Below are 23,936 nucleotides of genomic sequence, written 5' to 3'. Positions count from 1 at the left end.
GGCGACATCCTGCCGTGGCGCGGGCTGACATCGATTAACCTAATTCGGTTTGTTAACCTCGGGGACCATGACGAACGTCGCTCGACCCCCGAGCACCACCCCGAGCACCACGCCGAGCACCACGCCGCGCGACCGGCATCCGCAGCCGCGCCATCGCATGCCGCACGAGAGCGAGCCCCAGGCCCGCACGTGGATGGGATGGCCGGCCGCGAGCTACATGCTCGACGGCTCGATCGTGCCCGTCGACGACGTGTGGGGAGCATGGGCCGCCGTCGCCGGCGCGATCGTCGACGTCCAGCCCGTGACGATGCTCGTCGCGCCCGGTCACGAGCACACGGCCCGGCGCCTGCTCCCCCGTGCCGTCGAGCTGCTCGTCGTGCCGGTCGACGACGCATGGCTGCGCGACAGCGGCCCCACGTTCGTGCGCGACACGGCGCGCGGCGACGCCCTCGCCGCCGTGAGCTGGGAGTTCAACGCCTGGGGCGGCCTGGAGCTCGCGGAGACCGCGGCCGACAACGCGCTCGCCCCGCTCGTCGCCGAACGCGCGGGCGCGACGCTCGTGCGCTCGGCGATGGTGAACGAGGGCGGAGGCATGCAGGTCGACGGCGCGGGAACCGTCATCGTGACCGAGACCGTGCAGCGCGACCCGCAGCGGAACCCGGGATGGAGCCGCGCCGAGATCGAGCGCGAGCTCACCCGCACCATCGGCGCCCGGCACGTGATCTGGCTGCCGCGCGGGCTCGCCCGCGACTACAGCCCCCTCGGCACGCGCGGTCACGCCGACATGGTCGCGGCGTTCAGCGCCCCGGGCACCGTGCTGCTGCACGACCAGCGCGACCCCGCGCACCCCGATCACGCCCTCACGCGGCGCCTGCGTGCGCAGCTCGCACGGGAGACCGACGCGGACGGCCGTCCGCTGCGCATCGTCGACCTGCCCTCCCCGACCGTGCTGCGCGACGCGGGCGGCTGGGTCGACCTCAACTACGCCAATCACGCCGTCGTCAACGGCGCCGTGATCATGGGCGTCTTCGACGACCCGGCCGACGACGAGGCCCGTGAGGTGCTGGGCGCCGCCTACCCCGGCCGCGAGCTGATCGGTGTCGACGCCCGCGCCGTCTTCGCGCTGGGCGGCGGCATCCACTGCATCACGCAGAACCAGCCGGCGGTGCAGGGGACGTAGGCGGATGCCGGCCGTGAACGCGGCAGGTCGGGTGGTGGGGCGGGGGCCAGGGCCGACCTCGGCCTCCGCCCCGGTTTCCGCCTCGCACCCTCGCTGGTCGACCACCCCACCCACCCCACCCCCGCTGGTTGAGTAGCCGCCGTAGGCGGCGTATCGAAACCCGTGTAGCGGTCCGTTAGACGGGTTTCGATACGCGCGCTGCGCGCGCTACTCAACCAGCGGGGTCAGGGGTAAGCGCGCTACTCAACCAGCGGGAGAGGAAGCGGGCGGGAGCGGAGTGCCTAGGCGAGGGACATGCCGACGAGGGAGATGAGGGAGAGGACGATGCCGGCGGCCTGCAGGCGGTTGGGGCGCTCGCGCAGCAGCAGGTAGGCGAGCGCGATCGTCACGGCGGGGTAGAAGCCGCTGACGACGGAGAGCACGGCGAGATCGCCGAAGCCGAGGCCGAACGTGAAGAGGGCGTTCGCCGTGGCGTCGAGCGTGCCGCTGAACGTCGCGAGCAGCACGGCGGAGATCAGCACCGTGCGCCGCGCGGCCGGCGAGACCGACACGCGTGCCGCGACGCCCGGCGTCTCCGCGAGCAGCGGGGCGGCCGTCGCCGGCGGCCGTCCGCCGGCGACGTCGCCGACGACGGCCGCGCCGCGCGACGAGCCCGCGAACAGCTCGGGTGCGGGCGCGCCCGAGCGCGGGTCGGCCGCACGCGTATCGATCACGATCGGGCGCCGCCGCACCAGGAGGACGGCGACGATGAGGAAGGCGACGACGGCGCACGTGATGCGATTGGCCATGAGCGGCGTGAGGCCGGCCTCGTCGACGTGGACGTTGCCGAGACCGCCGTCGAGGTAGATGTAGAAGACGCCGAGGAACGCCCCGGCGAGACCCGCCTTGACCATGTCCACCGGACGCGCCTTCGATGTGCGCGCGTCGGGCGCCGCCGCGACGAGGCCGATCGCGACGAGCCCGACGACGACCGCGGCCCAGCCGAGCGGGCTGAACGTCTCGCCCGTCGCGAGGCCCGCGAGCATCGGCACGACGGTCGACACGATCGCGACGACGGGCGACAGCGTCGTCATGGGGCCGACCGCGTAGGCGGAGTAGAGCAGCCAGATGCCGAGGCACGAGGCGATGCCGGTCGCGATGCCGCCGATCCAGGTCTCGGCGTGCCACACGCCGCCGTCGAAGGGCGCCGCGATCGTCAGGGCGAGCACGCCGGCCAGGGCGGCGACGCCGGTCACGAGCATCGCGACGATGCGCCGCGATGCGAAGCCGCCGATGAAGTCGGCCGCGCCGAAGAAGAGGGCGCTGGCGGCGCCGAAGAGGACGGCGATCATGGCAGGTCTGTCCTTCCGAGGAGAGTGAGGGGGAAGAGGATGCGGGAGGGCGCGAGGTCCGGGGCACGGCGTGCGCGTCTAGACACCGCCGCCTCCCCCTCCCCCTCCGCCTCCGCCCGAGGAGCCGCCGCCGCCCGAACCGCCGGAGCTCGACGATCCGGCGCTGCCGGAGTAGCTCGACGAGGTCTGCGCGACGAACCCGCCGACGTGACCGGCGAGGTGTGCGGGGTGGAAGCCTCCCTCGGCGACGATCCACGACGGCCGGAGGTGCTGGTAGCAGCGGGCGAGGTTCTCCAGCCACTCGCGCTCGAGGCCGAAGACGACCGCATAGGGCAGCAGGCGCTCGTACACCCGCACGACGGCGAGCTCGGCGTCGATCGCCGCGCCCGCCGGTCCGCCGGAACCGGCCGCGACGGCGATGCGCTCGGCGCCCGACGCGCTCTGCAGCATGCGCAGGCGATCGGCCTCGGCGATGCGGATGAACAGCTGCAGGCCGCGCAGATGGTCGGCCAGGTCGCGGCCCGCGGCCGTCAGCGGCCGGCGCCGGAGCGCGGCCACGACGAGGAGCACCGTGGCGACGGTGCCCGCCGAGCCCAGCAGCCACGGCGCCATGAGCCACGGCGTGCGCTCGATCCGGTCGATCAGCACGACGAGCCCGACCGTCTCGGCGGCGACGACGAGGAGGCCGAGCGCGAGGACGAGGGCGACGGCGCCGCCGAGCGTCCGGCGGAGTCCGAGCTCGACGGCCCGACGCCCCGTCTCACGGCGCCACGACACGATCCGCTCGGCGAGGGTCGTGTCCACCCGGTCGAACCAGCGTGCGGCGCCGATCGCGAAGCCCGGCGGGACGAGCATGTCCGCGAAGGTGCGCTCGGCCGGTGTGAGGCCGTGGTGCGCCAGCGCCTGGATGCCGAAGACCGGCACGCCCGGCCGCCGTCCCGCGGGTCCGGCGACAGCGCCGACGGTGAGACCGGGATAGCCGCCGAGCGGCACGACGTGCTCGAGCATGCGCGCGTTGCCGCGCACCGCGAGATCGAGCATGCCGGCGACCGCGGCGCGCCGCTGCTGACCGGCGAGGTCGGCGGCGAGGAACAGGTCGACGCCGGCGGGCGGCTCGTACTGCGCGACGATGGCGCGGCGGCGCGGCGCATCGCGCCAGAGGCTCGCGCGCAGCAGCAGGATCACGACGCCCAGCAGGGCGGCGCCGGCGGCCGGGCCGGCGGCGATCAGCGGCGCGAAGCGCTGCACGAGGCTCGGCTCCGGCTCGGCGAAGGTGCGCGGCGCGAACCCGACCGCGATCGTCAGGTTCTCGCGGGCGGCGAGGCTCTCGACCACGGCGGTGAACACCGCCGCGCCGTCGGGCTCGTCGACGCGCGCGATCGTGCAGGGGTCGCCCGACCCTTCGACGCCCTGATAGCAGGCGGTGTGACCCGTGAGGCCGGCCACGAGCTGCGGGGCGACGCGCAGCTCCGCCGAGACGCGATGGAAGGGCTGACGCCAGCCGGTGCCGTTGACGTCCCAGTAGAACTCGTCGCGCGCCGTGTCGGCGAAGAAGTGCGTCACGTCGCGCTGCGCGTACTCGATGACGTAGGTCTGCGCGCCGTGGACGAACCGCCCCTTCGGCACGGCGATCGTGAGCACGTCGAGGTCGCCGTCGGCCTCGACCGAGTAGTCGCGCGGCCGGCCCGTCTCGTCGGTCACCGCGATGATCTCCAGGTGCGTGTCGATGCCCTGGTAGTGGCTCGGGATCGCGCGGAGGATGCCGCGGTTCTGATCGTGCGCGGGGAACACCGCGACGAGCGTCTCGCGGGTCGTGAGCACCGAACGGCCGTCGGCATCGCGGTCGAGGGCGTACTCGGCGTGGAACGAGGCGAACTCGAAGTCGTCGACGCCGGCCGGGGCCGAGGCCGGGGCGCCCGTCGCCCCGTGCGCCGCCGGCGCGACGCCGACGAGCGCGAGCGCGGCGATCAGCAGGGCGGTCACGAGTCCGCCGGCGGCGCCGTGACGGCGAGGGGTCTCGGTGGTCATGCCGCCACGCTATATTAACCGGATTAGTTTATGCGTGACTCCTTTGTGTCACGGCACGCATCTGACAGGCGGCGACACGGCTACGAGGCGCGGGACGCCAGGCGGTGCTCGAGCGCCTCGATGAACGCGTCGACGGCGAAGGCGAAGACGGCGTCGGCGCGCGCGCTCCCCTTCGGGTTGGCGCGGAGCGAGGCGCCCAGCGCGTTGTCGGCGAGCTCGGTCTCGATCGGATAGACGCGCTCCGGCGCGCCGAGGTCGAGCGCACCGCCGGCGGTCAGCAGGTCGACCGTGCCGATGATGCGATACACCTCCTCGGTCGTGAAGCCGGCGTCGCTGAGCACCTCGGCGAAGTCGATGACGGATGCCAGGGGCTCCGCCGCCGTCACCTGCGAGATCATGAGGTCGGCGGCGAGCCAGGGATGCTGGCCGATCGAGTCGCGGTCGTGGCGGGCGACGTGGCGGATGACCTCCTGCCAGGTCCAGCTGCGATCGATCTTGGGCCCCTGCTCGACGTGGATCGTCTCGCGCATCAGCTCGAGCACCTCGTCGAGCCCGCCGACGTGGTTGTAGAGCGACGGCGAGGTCACGCCGAGGTGCTTGGCGAGCTGGGCCATCGTGAGCCGGCCGTGATCGTCGGCGACCTCGAGCGCCGCGCGCGCGATGCGCTCGCGCGACAGGATCGGGATCTTGGGTCTGGCCATCAGCGGCGTCCTTCTTTCTTCACAGCGTCGTTCTTCTTCACAGCGTCGTTCTCCGTGTCGTCCGCGCCCGGCGCGTCGGCACGGCCGTGCGTCGCCCACCACACGCCGAGCTCGAACCGCGAGCGCACGCCCACGGCGTCCATCAGGCGGGCGAGCTGGCGCTGCAGCGTGCGCGCCGATACGTCGAGCACCCGGGCGATGTCGTCGTCGTTCAGCCCGTGCGCGCGCAGGGCGAGCGCGCGATCGGTCGTGCCGCCCTCCAGCGGCAGCGCCAGGCCCGTCGTCCACCAGCTCTCGAAGACCTCGCCCAGCGCGTGCAGCATGAGGGGGTTCTCGGTCACGAGGGCGCCCGACACGGGGCGGCTCCCCTCGTCGGCGGAGAGCGCGGCGCGCTGGGCGGGGGCGAGCGCGAGCCACGTCGGGACCCGGGCCGACACGCGCACTCGGGCGCCCGACGCGACGAGGGCGGACACGAGCGGTCGCAGCGCGGGATCCCGCAGGGCCCCGACGCCGAGCAGCAGCCGGTGATCGGCCGGCCGCGGCTCGGACGCCCAGCTCTCGAGGTGATCGCGCACGCGGACGAGGTCGGGGATCGCCGCGCTCACGCCGGCCGCGACGCCCCCGAAGAGCTCGTCCCACCACACGTCGATGTTGCCTGCGACGAAGATCAGCGACAGCGAGTGCTCCGCGGCCCGGCTCGCCCCGTTCGCGGACGGCGCCGCGGGGACCGCCGGCCGGTCCGCGCACGTCGTCAGCGCGGCCAGCAGGTCACGCCACTCGCGCATGCGCCCGCGCGATCGGCTCAGCTCGTCGGCGACGGCGCGCGTCACCGTCGTCTCGGGGGGAACGATCTCCAGCCCGTCGCGGGCGACGCGCACGAGCCCCGCCGCCTCCAGCGCCGTGAGCGCCGGTCCGAGGTCGACGCCGGGCGGCGCGATCCGCCTGATCTGCTCGAGCGTGCGCGGCTTGCCGCGCTGCAGCCGCAGCAGCAGGTCGAGGGTGCTCCCGTCGCGCAGCACGGCCGCCATCGCGGCCGCCGCGCTCATGCGCGCCCCGCGGCCCAGGCCGCGCCGAGCTCGAACCGCGACGTGGTGCCGTAGGCGTCCATCGCGTCGGCGATGCGCCGGCGCACGGTGCGCACGCCGATGCCCAGGATCTCTGCGACGTGCTCGTCGGTCTTGCCCTCGCTGAGCAGCTCGAGCACCGACTGCCATCCGTCGGAGGTCTGCGGATAGGGCACGCCGGTCGCCCACAGCGACTCGAACAGCGTGTGCATCGCGTGCACGACGGGCGTCGCGTAGATCATCGCCATGCCCACGGGCGAGTCGGCGCCCCACGTCGTCGGCAGTGCGGTCATCACGCGCTGGTCGACGTAGAACCAGCTCGGCAGCCGCGGCGCGAGGCGCACCCGGATCCCGATGCCGACGAGCGCGTCGAGGGCCTCGCGGTCCTCCGCCCGGTCGAGCGCGGAGTGGTGGAACAGGTAGCGGATCTCGTAGCCGCCGGCGCCGAGCGCCTCCTGCAGGTTGCCGATCATCGGGATGACGTGCTCGTGGATCCAGCCCATGTCGGGCAGCACGGCGCTGGGCGTGCCCGGCGGCACGCGCGACGCGATCTCGAACCAGCGGTGCATCGCGGTGTCGGCGCCCTGCGTGATCTCGCCCTGGATCTCCTGGCCGGCGGGCGCCGCGCCGAGCTGCCAGGCGCGCGAGAGCTCCGGCAAGCCCGAGATGAGGTCGACGAGATCGCCGAGCACCCGCTGCTCGTGCTCGAGCTGGGCGGCCGCGAGCTCGCCGATGACGGTCTCGGGCGCGATGAACTCCAGGCGGCCGTCGGTCTCGACCGCGAAGCCCGCGTGGATGAGGCCGTCGATCGTGGCATCCGCGTCGGCGCGCGCCTCCCCCGCGCTCGCCTCGCCCGCGCCGAGCAGGGCGGCTGCCTCGTCGCGGCTCGTGGGGCGCACCCGCATGAGCGGGACCAGGGCGTCGGCGTAGGCGCGCACGAACGGCTGGAGGCGTCCGACGCGAATGTGATCCTGCGTTTCGGGGAACTGAGCCATCTCGGCACCTCTCGATCGATCGCCGGACACCGGCTGCGCGGGCCCGCCGCGACAGACGCTCGGTGCCAGGACGCTCTGGCAGCGTTGTGTCATGTCCTCTGGACGCCACGCATAAACTAATCGCCTTTGCTTATGGTGCCATTGTGCCCCATCGGAGCACGGATCGCACCATGCGATCGCCGACGCGCCCCAGGAGTGACCATGACCCGCCGCACGCCCTCGTCCGCCGGCGCCTCCCTGCGCGCGCGACGCGCACGATCGATCGCCGCCGCGATCACCGCGGTGCTCCTCGTCGCGACGCCCGGCCTCGGCGCGACGCCGGCGCAGGCCGCCGCGACGAGCGCTCCCGCGACGGAGGGCGCATGGGAGGGGCTGATGACCGGCGCCCTCGCGCGCACGGCGACCCTGCCCGGCGCGCAGGCCCCGGCCGCCTGGGCGATCGTCGAGCCGGATGCCGGCGACGACCTCGTCGCGGCGACGGGCGGTGCCGGGGGCGCGGGCGCCGACACGCCGTTCCTCATCGGCTCGCTGAGCAAGCCGGTGGCGGCGGCCGCACTCCTGCGGCTGGTCGACGCGGGCGCGGTGCGGCTCGACGCGGCGGTGCACGAGTACCTTCCGGGATTCCGCGCGCACGACGCGAATCCGCTCACGGTGACCCAGCTGCTCTCGCACACGAGCGGCCTGAGCACCGAGGCCGGGCTCGACGCGCGCAAGGATCCGGCCCTGACGATCGCCGAGCGCGCCGCCGGGGCCGAGGGCGTCGAGCGCGTCGACGCGCCCTCGCCGGGCTTCGCCTACTCCAACCTGAACTATGCGATCGTCGGCGCGATCGTCGAGCGGGTCAGCGGGCGGGACTATGCGGCGTTCGTGCGCGACGAGGTCTTCTCCCCGCTCGGCATGGACGACTCCTCGGCGGATCCCGCGACGGCGCAGGAGATCGCGCGCCACGGCCATCTGTTCGCCTTCGGCTTCCCGGTCGGCGTGCAGGAGATCGTGCCGGCCGGCGCCGCACCCGACGGCTACACCGTCTCGACGGCCCGCGACCTCGCGGCGTTCCTGCGGATGCTGCTGCGGAGCGGACTCGCCGACGACGGCACGCGCGTGCTCAGCGACGCCGCCGTGCACGCGATGCTCCGCACCCGGGCAGCGGCCACCGAGACGGGCGCCGCCGCGCCCGGCACCGACGGATACGGGCTCGGCTGGGGCACGGGAGGCACCGTCGAGCGGCCGATCGCGGCGCACATCGGCCGCACCGAGGGCTTCTTCGCGCACGCGCTCCTGATGCCGCAGAGCCGGCGGGCGGTCGTCGTGCTGCAGGCGGCGAACGGCCGCCTCTACGATCAGGCGGCCACCGTGCACGCCGCGGCGGCGGCTCTCGCGGGCGAGGACGCGGAGGGCGTCGGCGAGCCCGCCGCCGTGACCGCGGCGATCTTCGTCGCCTTCGGGCTCGTGGCCGTCGGCGCCGTGCCGCTCGTCGGCCTGCTGCGGAGACGGCGCGATCGGCGCGCACCGCCGCGCACGCGCGCCGAGGCGCTGCGACGCCGCGCGCTGCGCGCCGTGCTCGACATCGGGGGCGCCGTGCTCATCCTCGTGCTGTGGCCGCTCGGTGCCGGCATGATGCTCACGGGCACGCCGACGCTGGGCACGAACCCGTTCTCGATCTCGATCGAGCTGACCCTCGTCTCGTGGGCGCTGGCCGCGCTGCTGCTGGTCCGCGGCGTCCTCACCGCGACCCGCCCGTCGCGCGTGCCGCCATCCGATGCCGGGGCCGAAGACGATCACCTGCCCGAAGACCGCCGGGATGCCGAGGAGGACGACGAATGACCGAGGACACGCCCCACTACCGTCGCATCGCGCTCGCCGACGACCTGCACCTCACGTGGGACCGGCACGCCCTCACGCTGGCCACGACCCGCTGGGACCCGGGAACCTTCGTCTACGACATCGAGTACCTCACGATCGAGGCGCTGCCATCGCGCGGCGGGATGAAGGTCGTCCTGGGATCGCGCGGCGCGCACCATCGCTTCGCGGTGCTGCGCTTCGAGCTCGACGACCCGGCGTTCCGCCGGTTCGAGGCCTTCCTCGCGCCCGTCATCGCGTACCGCGATCGGCTTCGCACCTCGCTCGCGTGAGCTATCGCTACGCGATCGGCAGCTACGGCCGGCCGGTGTCGCCGCCCCGCCGGCGACTCGCCTTCGCGGTGTGCGCGCTCGTGGGCTCCGGCGCCGCCCTCGTCGGCGCCCTCGCGCTGGGGTGGGAGATCGTGCCGCCCTGGGTCGCCGCCGTGCTCTTCGCCGCCGCGATCGCGTGCGGCACGCTGTCGGCGGCGCAGGGCCGTCCGGCCGGGGAGATCTTCTTCCCGCGGTCGGACGGCACATGGGCCGACCTGGACGGGAGCCGGGTCGTCGACGCGCGCCACCTGGCGGGAGGGCCTCCGATCGGCGCCTTCGAGGCGGCGTGCACGGGCGGCTTCGCGGCGGCGAGCGTGTGCGGGAAGCGACGCTCCGGACGGTTCTCCGCGGGCACCGAGCTGCACGACGTCACCGTCCTCGTCACGGCCCCGGGTCGGCGCGCATACCGCACGCGCATCCTGCTGCACCTCCTGCCGGGCGACGACGACCGGCTCTGGCCGGGAACCGTGCTGCCGGCCGCCCGGTTCTCCGACGTCGCACCCGACATCGCGATCCTGCCCGACGACCTCGGCGACCTGCTCACCGCCGAGGAGCGGGAGCGGCTCGACGCGGTGTGCCGCGCCGCGCCGTCGCTGCGCGAGGCCGTGCACGCACCCCTCCGCGACACGCAGACGTATCGGCGGATCACCCGCGGGCACAACGAGTTCTGGACCTTCTTCTACGAGCGCCCGCACGCCGTGTGGCAGGATGTCCGCGCACGCGGCGACGGGCTGCGGTACGTGCAGATGACCGGGGTCGCGCTCGGCGCCTTCCTCGGCACGTCCGCGCTGGTCCTCCTCGCGATCGCGCTGCGGCTCGTCGTCCCCTGGCTCGACGGCGGCGTGGCGGGATGATGCATTGGCACTTGGCTGCCCCACTAAAACTAATGATATTTGCTTTACTGATCATGACGCACCCCGAACCGTGCCGACCTGAACGAAGGAGACCCCGATGAAGACGTCCCGCCCGCTCCCCCTCCTCATCGCGACGACCGCGATCGCCGTCGCGACCGTGCCCCTCGCCGGCTGCGGCTCGGCGTTCGATCTGCTCGAGGCGGCCGCGTCCGGCGGCCCGGCCGACACCGAGACGCGAGACGCCGAGACGGGCGAGATCGTCGAGGGCGGCACGACCGACGTGTTCACGATCCGCGTCGGCGACTGCCTGAACGACCCCACGACCGACGGCGAGGTCTACGAGGTGACGACGGTGCCCTGCGGCGAGCCGCACGACTACGAGGTCTACCATCACGCCGAGCTCGCCGACGGCGAGTACCCGGCCGATCTCGACGAGCAGGCCGACGCGCTCTGCATGGCGGCGTTCGCCGACTTCGTCGGCGTGCCCTTCGAGGAGTCGATGCTGGGCTTCACCTACTACACGCCCACCGTGCAGAGCTGGGTGCAGGGCGGCGACCGCGCCGTCGACTGCCTCGTCTACGACCAGGCGCTCACGACGGGCACGCTCGCCGGCACGGCCAGATAGAGCCCCGGGGACCGACGACGGAGACCCCCATGACCGCATCCCCCACAGAGCCTCCGCGTCCGGAACGCCTCGTGCCGTCGAGGCTGAAGACCGACACGGGTGCCGGGCTCGTCCAGGAGCGCGCCGGCGCGAAGACCTGGGCCGCGTTCGTCGGGTCCTGGGCGCTGCTCGCGTTCGGCGTCGTCGGCCTCTTCACGGGCGGCCTGGCGATCATGGGCGTCGGCGGGTTCTGCGCCGAGGGCGGCCCCTACGAGATCGCCGTGCACTGCCCCGACGGCACGGCGCTCGTGATGAACCTCGGCTTCCTGCTCATCGCGATCGGCGTGCTGCTCGGCATCTTCGGCGCGCGCGGATTCGGCCCGCCGGTGCACGGCTACGCGTGGAGCCTCGTGTTCGGGTCGATGGGCGTCGCGTTCCTCGTCTCGGCGTTCGCCCCGCCGGCCGGCGTCTCGGTCTCATGGCTCGTCTGCGGCATCCTGTTCCTCGCCCTCGCGCTGCTGCCGGCGCCGCTGCTGCGCATGGGATGGCCGCGCTCGGTGTTCGGGCGCCGCCGGCTCGACGGACGCAGCCTCGTGGTGCACGGGCTGCCGGTGCGCCACGCCGCCGTGTTCGCGGCGGCGTGGCTGGCGTCCGTCACGGCCGGGGCGCTCCCCGCGCTGCTGCTCGCGCAGCGGTTCTCCTGACGCATCGCGGATACCACGCCCGGCCGTCGCTCCACAATCCCCTGGGGCGACGCCGCCGATCGACCTAGCCTCGTTGTCAACCGCACATCCGTGGTTCGTACAACGGAAGGACATCGATCATGAGCTTCCTCGCTTTTCTCCTTCTCGGCCTGATCGCCGGCGCCATCGCCAAGGCGATCCTGCCGGGCAAGCACGGCGGAGGCTGGTTCGCGACCCTGCTTCTCGGCGTCGTCGGCGCGTTCGTCGGCGGCTGGCTCGGCGGGCTGCTCTTCAACGCCGACCTCGGGAGGTTCTGGTCGCTCGAGACCTGGGCGCTCGCGATCGGCGGCTCCATCGTCGTCCTGCTGATCTACGGGCTGATCACGGGACGGAACAGGAGCCGCGCCGAGTAGCGGCCCCCGTCCCCCGCGATCGCCGCCGCTCAGCCGAGCGCGGCGATCGCGGCGTCGTAGTCGGGCTCGTCCGCGGTCTCGGCCACCAGCTGCGTGTAGACGACGCGACCGTCGGCGTCGAGGACGACGACCGAGCGCGCCAGCAGTCCGGCGAGCGGGCCGTCGGCCATCGTCACGCCGTAGTCCTCGCCGAAGCCGGAGCGGAACGCCGACGCCGTGACGACGTTCTCGATGCCCTCCGCACCGCAGAAGCGGCCGTGCGCGAACGGGAGGTCCTTCGACACCGCGAGCACCACGGTGTCGTCGAGCCCCGCGGCGAGCTCGTTGAACCGGCGCACCGAGGTGGCGCAGACGCCCGTGTCGATGGACGGGAAGATGTTGAGCACGACGCGGCGGCCCGCATAGTCGCCCGACGCGACGGGCTCCAGGCCCGAGCCCACGAGCTCGAAGGCCGGCGCCGCCGACCCGGTGTCGGGCAGCTCGCCGACGGTGCTGACAGGGGTGCCGCGGAAAGTGATGTTCGCCATGCCTTCACTGTAGCGGCGGTCGCCGACGCGTCAGTCGAACTCCGCGGGCGTCTCACGCGGATACGCGCCGCCGGCGATCTTCACGAGCTGCGCGTGCGCGTACTCGCAGATGAGCGCGTGACGGTAGACCATGCGCGGCACGTCGACGTTCGAGTCCATCCACAGGCTCATGCCCGCGATCTTCCAGTGCCGGAACGTGTCGTCGTCGCAGATGAGGGCGAGGATCTCGAGGAAGGAGTCGTCGAACCTCATGGAGTGCACCGCGCGGCGGTACTCCTCCAGGGTGAGCGCCATCGAGAACGGGATGTTCATGAAGCACAGGGCCGTCTGGATGTCGAGCCTCATGAACCGCCGCACGTGCCGCTCCGCATCGAGGGGCGGGATGTCGAGCTGCGCGAAGTCCAGCGTCTCGGCGGGCACGAGCGGCGTGCCGTCGAGCGCGATGAGCACGTCGTAGACGTTGATGTCGTGCTCGACCACGGCGTTGTCGCCGAGGCACGTGAGCGCCGTGGGCCGCAGCGTGACAGGCTCCATGTCGACGGAGCAGTTGCGGATGATGAAGTTGACGAGGTTCGTCTCGACGACGAAGTGCCGGATGAGCAGCTCGACGGCGTCCGGCGCCACGAACCGGCGCAGGAACCAGATGCACAGCCGGTCCATCGTGTGCAGCGGCATCCAGCGGAACGGCAGGACGCGCTTGACCACGGAGACGACGCCAACGAGCAGGCGCGAGAGGATGCGCGCGACCGGGTACAGCCAGCGCCGCGACAGGCGCCGCTGGTCGTCGATGATCTGCCGCACCACCGATCGGTCGAGCGGCACCGACGGGTCGGAGTAGATCGCCTCCCACATGCTCGGGTCGCTGCGGACGTACTCCGGGACCCTGGGCAGCTCGGGCAGGTGCGGGAGCTTCGGCATCGTCAGCTGTCCAGCTCCTCGAGCTGCATCGCGTACAGGCGCGCGACGACCTCGGCACAGCGCACGATCTCGTCGGCGCCCGCGTCGTCGACGATGCCGCTCGTCAGGATCGCCTCGAGCGCGCCGGTGTGCTCCGCGTCGGCCTGCTGGTGGTACGTCATGAAGTGCACCTGGTCGTCGGCGAGGCCCAGCACCTCCTGGAAGCGCGCGGCCCAGCCCGCGGCGCGCTTCGCCCCCAGCCCCTCGATGATGAACATGGCGCCCATGAGCCCGACCGGGTTCGGCCGGGACGCGTAGTGGAACATGTACCCCGAGAGCGCCTCGGAGCCGATGTTCTTGCGGCCGGCGCGGATCTCGTCGAGCGTGCCGCCGACGGCGACGTAGTCGCGCTCGATCATCTGGTAGTCGCGGTGCTCCTCCTCGGCGTGGCGGATCGCGGCCGAGCGCAGCACGAAGTGGTCCATGTCGAAGCTCGACGCGGCGCGCGAGATCCAGGGCGACCCGTCGACCACCTGCTGCCGCAGGTTGAACAGCAGCCGCTTGTAGTCGTCGAGCGTCACGGTGCCCTCGGCGAGCCTGCGCAGCACGGGCACCTGATCGAGCCGTTCCTCGAGCGAGGCCCAGACGTCGGAGAGGCGCTCGAACAGCGTGTCGGTGGAGGTCGCGGTGGTCGGCATTGTGGTGCTCCTTTACAGGGCGAATTCAACTGGTCGTCGCAACACCTTGATCGTGGAGGTGTTCAGCAGTGGCGACAAAGGATTGGCTCGCGAAGACGAGCGAGGTTCCTGAGGGTGCGCGTCGGCAGTGGCGTGCGGATCGAGCGTTGCGGCCGCCGATGCGTTCGCCTGGACGACCTGAGCCCTCGCGGGCGGTGCAGCGGCAGTTCTGGTGTCTGATCGCGACGGGCATCACCTCGGCCGAGGCGGCGCTGAAGGTGGGCGTGTCCGTGCCGGTCGGGACCCGTTGGTTTCGTCACGCTGGCGGCATGCCACCGATCTCACTGGCCGAGCCCACCGGCCGCTACCTGTCCTTCGAAGAGCGCGAGGAGATCGCGCTGTTACGCGCCAAGGATGTCGGGGTGCGTGAGATCGCACGCAGGATCGGCCGCGACCCGGGAACGATCTCCCGCGAGCTACGCCGCAATGCCGCTACGCGCAGCGGCAAGCAGGAATACCGGGCGCTGGTGGCGCAGTGGAAGGCGCAGCAGGCGGCGAAACGACCGAAGGCGGCGAGATTGGTGACCAACGCTAGGCTGCGCGAGTACGTCCAGGACCGTCTCGCCGGCAACGTTCGCCGGCCTGATGGCAGCGTCGTCGTTGGCCCGGAGCCGCTGGCATGGAAGGGGCGGAACAAGCCGCACCGGCAGGACAGGCGGTGGGCGATCGCGTGGAGCCCGGAGCAGATCTCGCATCGGTTGGAGATCGACTTCCCGGATGATGAGTCCATGCGCATCAGCCACGAGGCGATCTACCAGTCGCTGTTCATCCAAGGCCGTGGCGCGCTCAAACGCGAGCTCGTCACCTGCCTGCGAACCGGCCGTGCGCTCCGGCGGCCACGGGCTCGAACGCAGAACCGCCCGCAAGGGCACGTCACCGCCGATGTCGTGTTCTCCGAACGCCCCGCAGAGGCTGCGGACCGCGCCGTCCCTGGGCACTGGGAAGGCGACCTGATCATCGGCACCGGCCGGTCGGCGATCGGCACGATCGTCGAGCGCAAGAGCCGCTCGACCCTGCTGGTGCATCTGCCGCGGCTGGAAGGCTATGGCGAGATCCCACCGGTCAAGAACGGTCCTGCGCTGGGCGGCTACGGCGCCGTCGCGATGAACGCCGCGCTCATCGCGACGATGACCAAGCTCCCCGAACAGCTCCGGAAGACGCTCACGTGGGACCGCGGCAAGGAACTCTCAGCGCATGCCCAGTTCGCGCTCGAGACGGGCACGAAGGTGTTCTTCGCTGATCCCCACTCGCCCTGGCAACGCCCGACGAACGAGAACACCAACGGGTTGCTGCGACAGTACTTCCCGAAGGGCACCGACCTCTCACGGTGGTCCGCGGAAGACCTCGAAGCAGTCGCTCTCGCGCTGAACAACCGGCCACGCAAGGCCCTCGACTGGAAGACACCCGCCGAGGTGTTCGAAGAGCAGCTACGCTCGCTTCAACAACCCGGTGTTGCAACGACCGGTTGAACGCAGGCAGCCCTCTGCGGGGACGAGACGGTCAGGACGGCGGGGCGACGACGGTGAGGTGGGCGAAGGCGAACGAGAAGCGTCCCGACTCGGGCACGGCCAGCAGCACGGTCTCGCCCGGGGCGAACCGGCCCGTGCGCCACGCCTCTTCGAGGGCGATGAAGATGCTCGCCGATCCCGTGTTGCCCCTCGTCTCGAGGTTCGAGAACCAGCGGCCGGTGTCGAGGGTCGGGATGCGGCGCCGCAGCGCGTCGAACGCGACGTCGCGGAAGACGTTGGTGCTGTAGTGGCAGAGCACGTGGTCGAGATGCCGCACGTCGACGAGGCCGATGTCGACGAGCTGCTCGAACTGCGCGATGCCGGCCTCGGCGAGCCCGTCGAGCACGCTCACGTCCTGGCGGAGCAGGAACATGCCGGCATCCGCCGCGGTCTGCACGTCGACGTCCTGCCACGTGCGTCCGACGAGCGGGTCGAGGCCGTCCATGCCGGCGCGCATGCACACGTCGTGCTCGTGCGCGAGCGACACGTGGCGCACCCAGTCGACGCGCAGCGACGGCCGGGCCGGGTGCGGCTGGAACTCGACGATCACGGCGCCGGCGCCGTCGGAGAGCATCCAGCGCAGGAAGTGCGCGTCCATGCCGGCGCGGATGCCGTCGTAGCGGCGCTCGCGCAGGCTGCGGCTCGCGAGCTCCGAGCCGACGACGGCGGCCCGCGGGTGGTCGCCGAGGCGGATCTTGCTCACCGCCGCGTCGAGTGCCGCGAGGCTCGAAGCGCACACGCCCGACGCGGAGAGGAGCTGCATCGGCCCGCCGCCGAGCCGGCCGTGCACCATCGAGGCGAAGCCCGGGACGAGCACGTCGCCCATGGTCGTGGCGCACGCGAGCATGCGGAGGTCGCCCGCCGCGATCCCCCGGTCGTCGAGGGCCGCCCGCAGCGCCTTTACCGCGAGCTCCTCGTTCAGCTCGGTCGGCTCGCCGTGCTCGTCGAGCGCGTAGTGGCGCTGCCGGATGCCGTTGGCCTCGAGCACGCGGCGGCGGATGCGCGCCGTGACCGCGTCGTCGCCGCCCAGTCGCGCCACGATGCCGTCGTTGTCGACGGGCGGTCCCGGCAGATACCGACCGAACCCCGTGAGATAGGCGGTCGCGGTCGTTCCCATAGATCGACCCTAGGTCAGAAGCCGGACATTCCTCCCGATTCGTCCACGACGCACCAGGAGCCCAGGGCCGATCGCCCCTGCCACTCCCCGAACCGCACGCCGTCGGGCGCCCGTCGCGCGTCGACCGCGTGCACGCGGTCGAGCGTCGCGAGCCCCGCCTTGACGAGGCACTCCTTGCGCGTCCACAGCGCCAGGGCGGCCCGCGCGGGCTGCGCCTCGCCCTCCAGCCACGCGCGCTCGGCGGGCGTCAGCGCCCCCGCCGGCACGGCGCCCGGCATCCGCTCCACGTCGACGCCGCACGGCCGCCGCGCGGCGATGGCGGCGACCACGCCCCGCGCGTGGCTCAGGCTCACGTGCACGTCGTCGGGCGCGCCGACGATCCGCGGCACGCCGTGCTCGTCGCTCCCGCATCCCTCGCATCGCTGCGCCAGCACGAGCGCCCCGGGATCGCGGCCGAGCAGTTCGCCGGCGACGTCGCGCGCCAGCAGATGCGCCGCCTCGTAGGCGGCGCGATCCTCGGCGTGCACGAGGCGATCGCGGCGCGCCGTCTCGACGTCGGTCAGGGAGGCCGTGCCGCGCGTCCGCGTGAACCCGCGCTCTCGCTCCCCGGCGAGCCCGTGCCCCGAGGCCTCCACGAACCGGACGACGGTCACACGAGAGTCCTTTCGCGGTGCCCCTGGCGCTGGACCTCCGACGCTATCACCGCGGCGACCTCGGCGGCGGCCGGCCGGCGCACGAGCTCGGCGTGCGTGACGGGCAAGCGCACGATCCGCACCTCGCCCGCGACGTGGCCGTGCCATCCCTCGGGATCGAGATGGGTCTCGCTGCGCGGGGCGGCGGCCTCGATGAGGGTCAGGTCGCCGGGCAGGACGCCCGGCGGCGCCGTGCGCACGATGCGCGCGGCCTCGATCACGCTCGCGATGCACCCGTTCAGCAGCCGTTCGGGCAGGGCGGCCAGCGCGCTCCCCGAGCCGCGCAGGCGCCGGGCGACCTCGGCGCGGTCGAGCCGGGCGGCGCGGCGGGGATCGGTCTCGTCGAGGCCCGCGAGCCGCAGCACGCCGAGCAGCGCGTCTGCCTCGGTCGGCTCCGACAGGTGCTGCCACTGCTCGGCGGGATAGGCGTCGAGCAGCACGACCGCTCCGACCGGCTGGCCCTCGCTCCGCGCCAGGGCGGCCACCGCGTGCGCCGCCATGCCGCCCAGCGACCAGCCCGCGACGTGGAAGGGGCCGTCCGGGACGACCGCCCGGATCGCCGCGAGCTGGCGGCGCGCGAGCGCGCCGAGCGAGGCCGCCGGCTGCGGCGCGCCCTCGCCCAGCCCCGGCGCCTGGACCACGTGCACGGGGAGGTCGCGGGGCAGCGACGGCAGCAGGCTCGTGTAGCACCAGCCGAGGCCGCCCGCGGGCGGCAGCAGGAAGAGCGGGGCGCCGCCGGGCTCGCCGCGGCGCAGCGTCAGCAGCTCGTCGAAGTCGGAGGTCGCGGCGCCGTCGTCCGTCCCGCGCCCCGCGAGGGCCGCGGCGAGGGCGGCGGGCGTGGGGTGCGCGAAGACGTCCGAGAGCCGCGGCTCGAGCGCGCACTCGTCCTCGATGCGGCCGATGAGCCGCAGCACCGACAGCGAGTCGCCGCCGAGCGCGAAGAAGTCGGCGTCGGCGGGCGCCGACGGCATCCCGAGCACGTCCGCGAACGCGGCGCAGAGGCGCTGCTCGAGCAGATCCCGCGGACCCGTGCCGTCCGCGGGCACGGACGTGCCGGCCGGCCACTGCTCGCGCAGGCGACGCCGGTCGGTCTTCCCGCTCGGCGACAGCGGGATCTGCGGCACGCGGATCCACTCCGCCGGCACGAACCCGGCCGGCAGGCGGGCCTCGGCGGCGGCGCGCAGCCCCGCGACGAGGCCGCGGGCCCCGTCGCCGTCCGTCTCGCCGTCCGCCGCGAACCAGGCGACCAGGCGCCCGCCCTCGGCGCCGACCGCGACCCCTCGCACGCCGGCGGCATCGGCCGCGCCCAGCAGCACGGCCTCGATCTCGCCCAGCTCGACGCGCTGGCCGCGGATCTTCACCTGGTCGTCGATGCGCCCGCCGTAGCGGAGGGCGCCGTCGGGGCGCCAGGCGGCGAGGTCGCCCGTGCGGTAGAGGCGGCCCCACGGGGTCTCCACGAAGCGCTGCGCCGTCAGGTCCGCCCGGCCGACGTAGCCGATCGCGAGCTGCACGCCGCCGAGCCAGAGCTCCCCGGTGGCGCCGATCGGCACGGGCCTCAGGCGGGCGTCGAGCACGAGGCACGAGGAGTTCCACACCGGCCGTCCGATCGGCACGGCCGTGCCGGGCGCGGCATCGTCGGGCCCGCAGTCCCACGCGGTGATGTCGACGGCCGCCTCGGTGGGGCCGTAGAGGTTGACGGGGAAGACGCCGAACACCTCCCGGGAGCCCGCGACGAGCTCGGCGGTGAGCGCCTCGCCGCTCGTGACGACGGCCCGCGGACGGGCGGCGTCCGCCGTCGCGAGGACGCCGCGGCTGACGCGATCGTCGAGGAAGGCGCGCAGCATCGACGGCACGAAGTGCACGACGCCGACGCGCTCGTCGACGAGGAGGCGGGCGATCTCGCGGGGATCGCGGTGCGCGCCGGGCGGCGCGATCACGACCGCGGCGCCCTGCTGCAGCGGCCAGAACAGCTCCCACACGGACACGTCGAACGAGATCGGCGTCTTGTGCAGCACGCGCTCATCGGGCGCGAGCGCGAGATGGTGCTGCATCCACGCGAGGCGGTTGTCGATCGCGCGGTGCGACACGAGCACGCCCTTCGGCCGTCCCGTCGAGCCCGAGGTGAAGAGCAGGTACGCGGGCGCGTCGACGTCGTCGAAGACGTCGCCCTGCCACGGCTGCTCCCGCCGCGCGTCGGCGAGCGTCTCATCGTCGATCACCAGGACCGACCGCGCGTCCTCGAGCATGTCGGCGATGCGCGCGGCGGGCAGCTCGACGTCGATCGGCAGGTAGACCGCGCCGATCAGCGCGAGCGCGTGGATCGCCTCGTAGAGCCCGAATCCCCGCTCGAGCCGCACGCCCACCGCGTCGCCCGGCCGCACGCCACCGCGCACGAGCAGCGTCGCGATGCGGCGCGCGGCCGCGTCGAGGTCGCAGTAGGCGCGGCTCTCGCCGGCGTGGCGCAGGGCGACGGCCGACGGCGTGCGCGCGGCCTGGGCGGCGAACCGCTGTCCGAGGGTGCGCGGCTCGCGTGCGACGGCCGTGTCGTTGAACCCGCCGGCCGGGACGAGGCGTCGCCGCTCGTCGTCCGGCAGCAGCTCGAGATCGTCGACCGGCGTCTCGGCGTCGGCGGCGGCCCACACGCCGATCCAGTGCCGCAGCCGCTCGAGGTGCAGGTCGAGGTCATCGTCGTCGTACAGCGCCGGGTGCGCGTCGAGCTCGAGGCGCACGTCGCGCCCGCGGCCGGGGGTGCCGCGCACCGTGAGCGTGAGATCCTCGACGGGACCCGCGGTGACGTTGCGCACCGTCCCGGACGTGTCGCCGAACGTCAGCTCGAGGCCGAACGGGATGAGGTTGACCTGCAGGCCGAACAGGTCGGTCCCCGATCGTCGCGCGAGGCGCCGGGCGAGCCGTTCCTGCCGCTCGAACGGGTGCGCGCGCAGCGCGCGCTGCTCGGCGCGGGTCGCGTCGAGGGCGTCGGCGACGGTGCCGGATGCCGGGATCGTCGCGGGCAGCACGTTCATCGCGGTGCACACGGTCTGCGCGGCGACGAGCGCGCCGACGCCGGGGAGGGCGCGGTTCATGAGCGGCAGGCCGATGCGCGCCGATGCGCCTCCGGTGAACCGGGCGACGTAGCTCCCGGCCGCGGCGACGAGCAGGTCGGCCCAGGTCGTGCCGAGCCGGCGTGCGCCGCCGGCGATCGCCGCCTGCAGCTCGTCGTCGAGCGCGAGCGCGCGGCGGATCGCGCGGGGCGCCGGCGTCTGCACGCGGCCCGCGAGCGAGGCCGATCCGGTCATCGCCGCGAGCCGCTCGTCCCAGAACGCCTCCGACGCCGGCGCCCGGTGGTCCTCCGCGACGAGCGCCGCGAGCGGCACGGGCGGCCGCTCCTCGGCGCCCGCGTACAGCTCGGCGATGCGGCGCAGCAGCTGCTGGGCGCCGTAGCCGTCGCATACGACGTGGTGCGCGGCGTGCCACCACTGCGCACGACGGCCGGGCAGCCGGACGAGCCCGGTCCTCGTGGTCTCGCCCGCCGGCAGGTCGAACGGCCGTTCCAGGGCGGCGCGGATCGCGCGATCGGCATCCTCGTCGCTGCCCGCGCCGACGACGTCGAACGGCACGGGCGCGGGCGGACGCACGCGCTGCTCGGGTCCCTGCGCCGTGAGCCGGAACTCGGTGCGCAGCTGCGGGAACTCCCGATACGCGGCGGCGACCGCCGCGGCGAGCCGGTCGGCGTCGACGTCGCCGTGCAGGTCGACGACCTCGGCCGTCGTGTAGGCGGTGCTCCGCGGGTCGAGCTGGTGCGCGAAGAACAGTCCCTGCTGCGCGGCGGTGAGCGGAAGCCAGTCGTGGTCGGCGTCGTGCGGCATCTCAGCAGCGCACAGCCACGGCGGCCTGCGCGCGCAGCCAGCTCACGGTGGGCGTGCGCACGAAGTCGCCGAACTCGATGTCGATGCCGTCGTCGGCGAGGGCGTCGAGCAGCTCGAACGCGCGCAGCGAGTCGAGACCGAGCGCGAAGAGGTCGGCATCCGGCTGGGCGAACGCCTGGGAGACCTGCTCGGGGTCGACGAGCGTGCGCAGGCTCTCGTGCAGGAGGGCGTCGACGCCCTCGCCGGCACCCGGATCGGCGTCGCCCTCGCCGGCACCGCGATCGCGCAGCGTCGCGACGACGTCGCCGGCGCGCAGCACGACGCCGCAGCATCCCGCGATCTGGGCGAGCGCGAGCCGGTGCTGCTCCTCGCCCAGGTCGGCGACGCCGTCGGCGACGACGAAGGGCTGGATCTCGCGCTGGAACGCCTCCATCGCCGTCGCCGCGATGCCGATGTGCGCGTAGACGCCCGCGATCACGAGCTGGTCGCGGGAGGCGGCGGCGAGCCGCTCGGCGAGGTCGCTGCGCGCGAAGGCGCTGTAGCGGTGCTTCTGCAGCACGGTGTCGCCGGGTGCGGGCGCGACCTCGGCGACGATGTCGGTGTGCTCGGGGATCGCGCGCATGCCGGGGCCCCACAGGTCGCGCTGCAGGCCGCGCTCCGCCTGGTCCTGGTCGCCGTGCTGCGCCGTGTAGAACACGGGCACGCCCCGCTCGCGCGCGGCGGCGAGGATCTCGGCCGTCGCGGCGATCGCCGTGCGCAGCGCCGCGCACGTCTCGGCGTAGGGGCGCACGAAGTAGCGCTGCAGGTCGTGCACGAGCACGGCCGCGCGCGCGGCGTCCAGGCTCCACGCCGCCCGGCTCGCGGGCAGCTCGGTCACGGGGGCGGCGTAGTCGACGGCGGTGGGGAGGCTCATGCCGGCACGTCCTTCCGAAGGTTCTGGGAGAGCAGGCGGCGCAGCTCTCGGCGGCTGTTCTTTCCGACGTGCGTGACGGGCAGCTCGTCGAGGAACACCACGCTGTCGGGGATCTTGTAGGCGGCGAGCCCCGCGTCGCGCAGGAAGCCCGCGAGATCGGGGCGGTCGGCGGCTCGCTCGGTCTGCGCGACGAGCACGACGCGCTCGCCCAGGTAGGCGTCGGGCACGCCGACGACGACCGCGTCGCGCACGTCCGGATGCGTGAGCACGACGTTCTCCAGCTCGTCGACGGAGACCTTCTCGCCGCCGCGGTTCACCTGGTCGCTGTCGCGGCCCGTCACGACGAGGTGGCCCGACGGCAGCCGGCGCACGCGGTCGCCCGTGCGGTAGAAGCCGTCGTCGGTGAACGAGTCGGCGTCGGCGCGGGGCGAGCGGTAGTAGCCGCGGATCGTGTACGGACCGCGGGTGAGCAGGCTGCCCTCCTCGCCCGGGGCGACGTCGACGTCGTTCTCGTCGACGACGCGGATCTCGTCGTCGGGGCTGATCGGCCGTCCCTGCGTCGAGACGACGAGCTCGTCGGGATCGTCGGCGCGCGTGTAGTTCACGAGCCCCTCGGCCATGCCGAACACCTGCTGCAGGCGCGCGCCGAGCACCTCGCCGATCTCGGCGGCGACGGTGTCGGCGAGTCGTGCGCCGCCGACCTGCAGCGTCGTCAGGCTCTCCAGCCGGGGCGCCCGGCGCCGTGCCGCCGCGATCCACGCCTGCGCGAGCGGCGGCACGAGCGCCGCCGTCGTCACGCGGTGCCGCTCGATGAGGCGGAACGCGGTGCGCGGGCTCGGATCGGATGCCAGCACGACCGTGCCTCCGGTGTGCAGCACGCCGAGGATGCCCGGCGAGCTCATGGGGAAGTTGTGCGCCGCAGGCAGCGCGACGAGCATGCGCGTGCTCTCGTCGAGCCCGCAGATCTCGGCGCTCGCGCGCACGGAGTAGAGGTAGTCGGCGTGCGTGCGCGGGATCAGCTTCGACACGCCCGTCGTGCCGCCCGACAGCTGCAGGAACGCGATCTGCTCGGCGTGCGCGGTCGGCAGCGGCACGGTCGACGGCGCGGCCGTCCACGGGTTCTGCCGCCACAGGTTCACGTCGACGAGCTGCGGGGGGCGCACGCCCTCCGCGCGCAGCCGATCCGACACGTCGGCGTACAGCGCCGCATGGTCGACGCGGTCGGCGCCCGCCGAGACGACGAGGGCGGCCGCGTCGGCGAGGGCGCAGAACTGCGTGAGCTCGACCTCGCGGTGCGACGGCAGCGCGAACACGGGCACGGCGCCGAGGCGGAACAGCCCGAGCAGCGCCTCAAGGTACTCGACGACGTTGGGCAGCGCGACCACGACGCGGTCGCCCGGCGCGACGCCGAGCCCCGCGAAGCGGCACGCCGCCGCCCGGGCGCGGGAGCCCAGCTCGGCGTAGGTCCAGCTCTGCTCGGTGCCGTAGGCGTCGACGCCGACCACGGCGACGCGGGGGGCGAACCGCGCCGTGCGGTCTTCGACGAACGAGGCGAACGTCTCGTCGGTCCAGTGGCCGCGCGCGCGGTAGCGCTCCCGGAACTCCTGGGGCCAGCCGCGCACGTCGGCGATCGCGCTCCTCACCGCTCCGCCGCC

Annotated in this window: 21 protein-coding genes; 8 read left to right on the top strand and 13 right to left on the bottom strand. The window is 73.6% G+C overall.

Going from position 1 to position 23,936, the window contains the following annotated elements; genetic code table 11:
- Positions 1 to 67: 67 nt before the first annotated feature.
- Complete coding sequence (locus AOA12_RS09175) at positions 68 to 1,180, top strand: agmatine deiminase family protein (protein ID WP_082406113.1); 1,113 nt, start codon at positions 68 to 70, stop codon at positions 1,178 to 1,180.
- Positions 1,181 to 1,461: 281 nt separating this feature from the next.
- Here AOA12_RS09175 and AOA12_RS09170 read toward each other — a convergent pair whose 3' ends face one another.
- The 5 genes from AOA12_RS09170 to AOA12_RS09150 form a co-directional block, all read right to left on the bottom strand.
- Positions 1,462 to 2,511, bottom strand: coding sequence for an EamA family transporter (locus tag AOA12_RS09170; protein WP_054682222.1), 1,050 nt, complete (start codon positions 2,509 to 2,511; stop codon positions 1,462 to 1,464).
- Between the two features lie 78 nt (positions 2,512 to 2,589).
- Positions 2,590 to 4,539: a DUF2207 domain-containing protein gene (locus AOA12_RS09165; RefSeq protein ID WP_054682220.1), complete on the bottom strand. Its 1,950-nt coding sequence runs from the start codon at positions 4,537 to 4,539 to the stop codon at positions 2,590 to 2,592.
- Positions 4,540 to 4,619: 80 nt separating this feature from the next.
- Entirely contained in the window at positions 4,620 to 5,240 is a 621-nt protein-coding gene (locus tag AOA12_RS09160) for a TetR/AcrR family transcriptional regulator (RefSeq protein ID WP_054682218.1), read from the bottom strand.
- On the bottom strand, positions 5,240 to 6,286 hold the full coding sequence (locus tag AOA12_RS09155; protein WP_054682216.1) for a helix-turn-helix transcriptional regulator: 1,047 nt from the start codon (positions 6,284 to 6,286) through the stop codon (positions 5,240 to 5,242). Before AOA12_RS09155 ends, AOA12_RS09160 begins: the two co-directional genes overlap by 1 nt.
- A complete protein-coding gene (locus tag AOA12_RS09150; protein WP_054682215.1) occupies positions 6,283 to 7,299 on the bottom strand; it encodes a helix-turn-helix transcriptional regulator in 1,017 nt (338 codons plus the stop codon). The genes AOA12_RS09155 and AOA12_RS09150 overlap by 4 nt, the downstream gene beginning before the upstream one ends.
- 201 nt (positions 7,300 to 7,500) lie before the next feature.
- Here AOA12_RS09150 and AOA12_RS09145 point away from each other — a divergent pair, with 201 nt between their 5' ends.
- The 6 genes from AOA12_RS09145 (at position 7,501) to AOA12_RS09120 (ending at position 12,024) form a co-directional block, all read left to right on the top strand.
- The gene (locus AOA12_RS09145; RefSeq protein ID WP_054682213.1) at positions 7,501 to 9,123 is read left to right on the top strand and encodes a serine hydrolase domain-containing protein; all 1,623 of its coding nucleotides are present in this window, start codon (positions 7,501 to 7,503) and stop codon (positions 9,121 to 9,123) included.
- Positions 9,120 to 9,431 (top strand): hypothetical protein, encoded by a 312-nt coding sequence (locus tag AOA12_RS09140; RefSeq protein ID WP_054682211.1) that lies wholly within the window; start codon positions 9,120 to 9,122, stop codon positions 9,429 to 9,431. The genes AOA12_RS09145 and AOA12_RS09140 overlap by 4 nt, the downstream gene beginning before the upstream one ends.
- Entirely contained in the window at positions 9,428 to 10,324 is an 897-nt protein-coding gene (locus AOA12_RS09135) for a hypothetical protein (RefSeq protein WP_054682209.1), read from the top strand. The genes AOA12_RS09140 and AOA12_RS09135 overlap by 4 nt, the downstream gene beginning before the upstream one ends.
- A gap of 97 nt (positions 10,325 to 10,421) precedes the next feature.
- Positions 10,422 to 10,949: a septum formation family protein gene (locus AOA12_RS09130; RefSeq protein WP_054682207.1), complete on the top strand. Its 528-nt coding sequence runs from the start codon at positions 10,422 to 10,424 to the stop codon at positions 10,947 to 10,949.
- Between the two features lie 29 nt (positions 10,950 to 10,978).
- Positions 10,979 to 11,632 (top strand): hypothetical protein, encoded by a 654-nt coding sequence (locus AOA12_RS09125; RefSeq protein ID WP_054682205.1) that lies wholly within the window; start codon positions 10,979 to 10,981, stop codon positions 11,630 to 11,632.
- A 119-nt stretch (positions 11,633 to 11,751) separates the two neighbouring features.
- Positions 11,752 to 12,024, top strand: a complete 273-nt coding sequence (locus tag AOA12_RS09120) for a GlsB/YeaQ/YmgE family stress response membrane protein (RefSeq protein WP_054682203.1) — start codon at positions 11,752 to 11,754, stop codon at positions 12,022 to 12,024.
- 29 nt (positions 12,025 to 12,053) lie between these two features.
- Here AOA12_RS09120 and tpx read toward each other — a convergent pair whose 3' ends face one another.
- From tpx to AOA12_RS09105, 3 genes are read right to left on the bottom strand one after another with little or no spacing between them, the layout of a single operon-like run.
- Positions 12,054 to 12,551, bottom strand: a complete 498-nt coding sequence (gene tpx / locus AOA12_RS09115) for a thiol peroxidase (protein WP_054682201.1) — start codon at positions 12,549 to 12,551, stop codon at positions 12,054 to 12,056.
- A 30-nt stretch (positions 12,552 to 12,581) separates the two neighbouring features.
- Positions 12,582 to 13,469: a DUF6999 family protein gene (locus AOA12_RS09110; protein WP_082406110.1), complete on the bottom strand. Its 888-nt coding sequence runs from the start codon at positions 13,467 to 13,469 to the stop codon at positions 12,582 to 12,584.
- A 2-nt stretch (positions 13,470 to 13,471) separates the two neighbouring features.
- Positions 13,472 to 14,146 carry an iron-containing redox enzyme family protein gene (locus tag AOA12_RS09105; RefSeq protein WP_054682199.1) on the bottom strand — a complete coding sequence of 225 codons (675 nt, stop codon included), beginning with the start codon at positions 14,144 to 14,146 and terminating at the stop codon, positions 13,472 to 13,474.
- 158 nt (positions 14,147 to 14,304) lie between these two features.
- Here AOA12_RS09105 and AOA12_RS09100 point away from each other — a divergent pair, with 158 nt between their 5' ends.
- Positions 14,305 to 15,654 carry an IS30 family transposase gene (locus AOA12_RS09100; protein WP_442922258.1) on the top strand — a complete coding sequence of 450 codons (1,350 nt, stop codon included), beginning with the start codon at positions 14,305 to 14,307 and terminating at the stop codon, positions 15,652 to 15,654.
- Positions 15,655 to 15,685: 31 nt separating this feature from the next.
- On the opposite strand, the gene AOA12_RS09095 is transcribed toward AOA12_RS09100, so the two are convergent.
- From AOA12_RS09095 to AOA12_RS09075, 5 genes are read right to left on the bottom strand one after another with little or no spacing between them, the layout of a single operon-like run.
- Positions 15,686 to 16,810, bottom strand: a complete 1,125-nt coding sequence (locus AOA12_RS09095) for a 3-oxoacyl-[acyl-carrier-protein] synthase III C-terminal domain-containing protein (protein ID WP_054682196.1) — start codon at positions 16,808 to 16,810, stop codon at positions 15,686 to 15,688.
- 14 nt (positions 16,811 to 16,824) lie between these two features.
- Positions 16,825 to 17,463 (bottom strand): 4'-phosphopantetheinyl transferase family protein, encoded by a 639-nt coding sequence (locus AOA12_RS09090; RefSeq protein WP_054682194.1) that lies wholly within the window; start codon positions 17,461 to 17,463, stop codon positions 16,825 to 16,827.
- Positions 17,460 to 21,368 carry a non-ribosomal peptide synthetase gene (locus tag AOA12_RS09085; protein ID WP_054682192.1) on the bottom strand — a complete coding sequence of 1,303 codons (3,909 nt, stop codon included), beginning with the start codon at positions 21,366 to 21,368 and terminating at the stop codon, positions 17,460 to 17,462. Before AOA12_RS09085 ends, AOA12_RS09090 begins: the two co-directional genes overlap by 4 nt.
- Position 21,369: 1 nt before the next feature.
- Positions 21,370 to 22,281: an isochorismatase family protein gene (locus AOA12_RS09080; RefSeq protein ID WP_197281103.1), complete on the bottom strand. Its 912-nt coding sequence runs from the start codon at positions 22,279 to 22,281 to the stop codon at positions 21,370 to 21,372.
- The gene (locus AOA12_RS09075; protein WP_197281101.1) at positions 22,278 to 23,924 is read right to left on the bottom strand and encodes a (2,3-dihydroxybenzoyl)adenylate synthase; all 1,647 of its coding nucleotides are present in this window, start codon (positions 23,922 to 23,924) and stop codon (positions 22,278 to 22,280) included. Before AOA12_RS09075 ends, AOA12_RS09080 begins: the two co-directional genes overlap by 4 nt.
- Positions 23,925 to 23,936 lie beyond the last annotated feature (12 nt).

The organism is Microbacterium sp. No. 7, assembly GCF_001314225.1.
GTDB lineage: Bacteria > Actinomycetota > Actinomycetes > Actinomycetales > Microbacteriaceae > Microbacterium.
This window is presented reverse-complemented; position numbering and strand designations above follow the sequence as displayed.

Coding starts and splice junctions, on each gene's coding strand:
- AOA12_RS09155 (WP_054682216.1), bottom strand. CDS start 6,286: ATGAGCGCGGCGGCCGCGATGGCGGCCGTGCTGCGCGACGGGAGCACC.
- AOA12_RS09105 (WP_054682199.1), bottom strand. CDS start 14,146: ATGCCGACCACCGCGACCTCCACCGACACGCTGTTCGAGCGCCTCTCC.
- AOA12_RS09130 (WP_054682207.1), top strand. CDS start 10,422: ATGAAGACGTCCCGCCCGCTCCCCCTCCTCATCGCGACGACCGCGATC.
- AOA12_RS09080 (WP_197281103.1), bottom strand. CDS start 22,281: ATGAGCCTCCCCACCGCCGTCGACTACGCCGCCCCCGTGACCGAGCTG.
- AOA12_RS09110 (WP_082406110.1), bottom strand. CDS start 13,469: ATGCCGAAGCTCCCGCACCTGCCCGAGCTGCCCAGGGTCCCGGAGTAC.
- AOA12_RS09085 (WP_054682192.1), bottom strand. CDS start 21,368: ATGCCGCACGACGCCGACCACGACTGGCTTCCGCTCACCGCCGCGCAG.
- AOA12_RS09120 (WP_054682203.1), top strand. CDS start 11,752: ATGAGCTTCCTCGCTTTTCTCCTTCTCGGCCTGATCGCCGGCGCCATC.
- AOA12_RS09145 (WP_054682213.1), top strand. CDS start 7,501: ATGACCCGCCGCACGCCCTCGTCCGCCGGCGCCTCCCTGCGCGCGCGA.
- AOA12_RS09150 (WP_054682215.1), bottom strand. CDS start 7,299: ATGGCTCAGTTCCCCGAAACGCAGGATCACATTCGCGTCGGACGCCTC.
- AOA12_RS09140 (WP_054682211.1), top strand. CDS start 9,120: ATGACCGAGGACACGCCCCACTACCGTCGCATCGCGCTCGCCGACGAC.
- AOA12_RS09170 (WP_054682222.1), bottom strand. CDS start 2,511: ATGATCGCCGTCCTCTTCGGCGCCGCCAGCGCCCTCTTCTTCGGCGCG.
- tpx (WP_054682201.1), bottom strand. CDS start 12,551: ATGGCGAACATCACTTTCCGCGGCACCCCTGTCAGCACCGTCGGCGAG.
- AOA12_RS09100 (WP_442922258.1), top strand. CDS start 14,305: ATGCGTTCGCCTGGACGACCTGAGCCCTCGCGGGCGGTGCAGCGGCAG.
- AOA12_RS09125 (WP_054682205.1), top strand. CDS start 10,979: ATGACCGCATCCCCCACAGAGCCTCCGCGTCCGGAACGCCTCGTGCCG.
- AOA12_RS09095 (WP_054682196.1), bottom strand. CDS start 16,810: ATGGGAACGACCGCGACCGCCTATCTCACGGGGTTCGGTCGGTATCTG.
- AOA12_RS09165 (WP_054682220.1), bottom strand. CDS start 4,539: ATGACCACCGAGACCCCTCGCCGTCACGGCGCCGCCGGCGGACTCGTG.
- AOA12_RS09175 (WP_082406113.1), top strand. CDS start 68: ATGACGAACGTCGCTCGACCCCCGAGCACCACCCCGAGCACCACGCCG.
- AOA12_RS09160 (WP_054682218.1), bottom strand. CDS start 5,240: ATGGCCAGACCCAAGATCCCGATCCTGTCGCGCGAGCGCATCGCGCGC.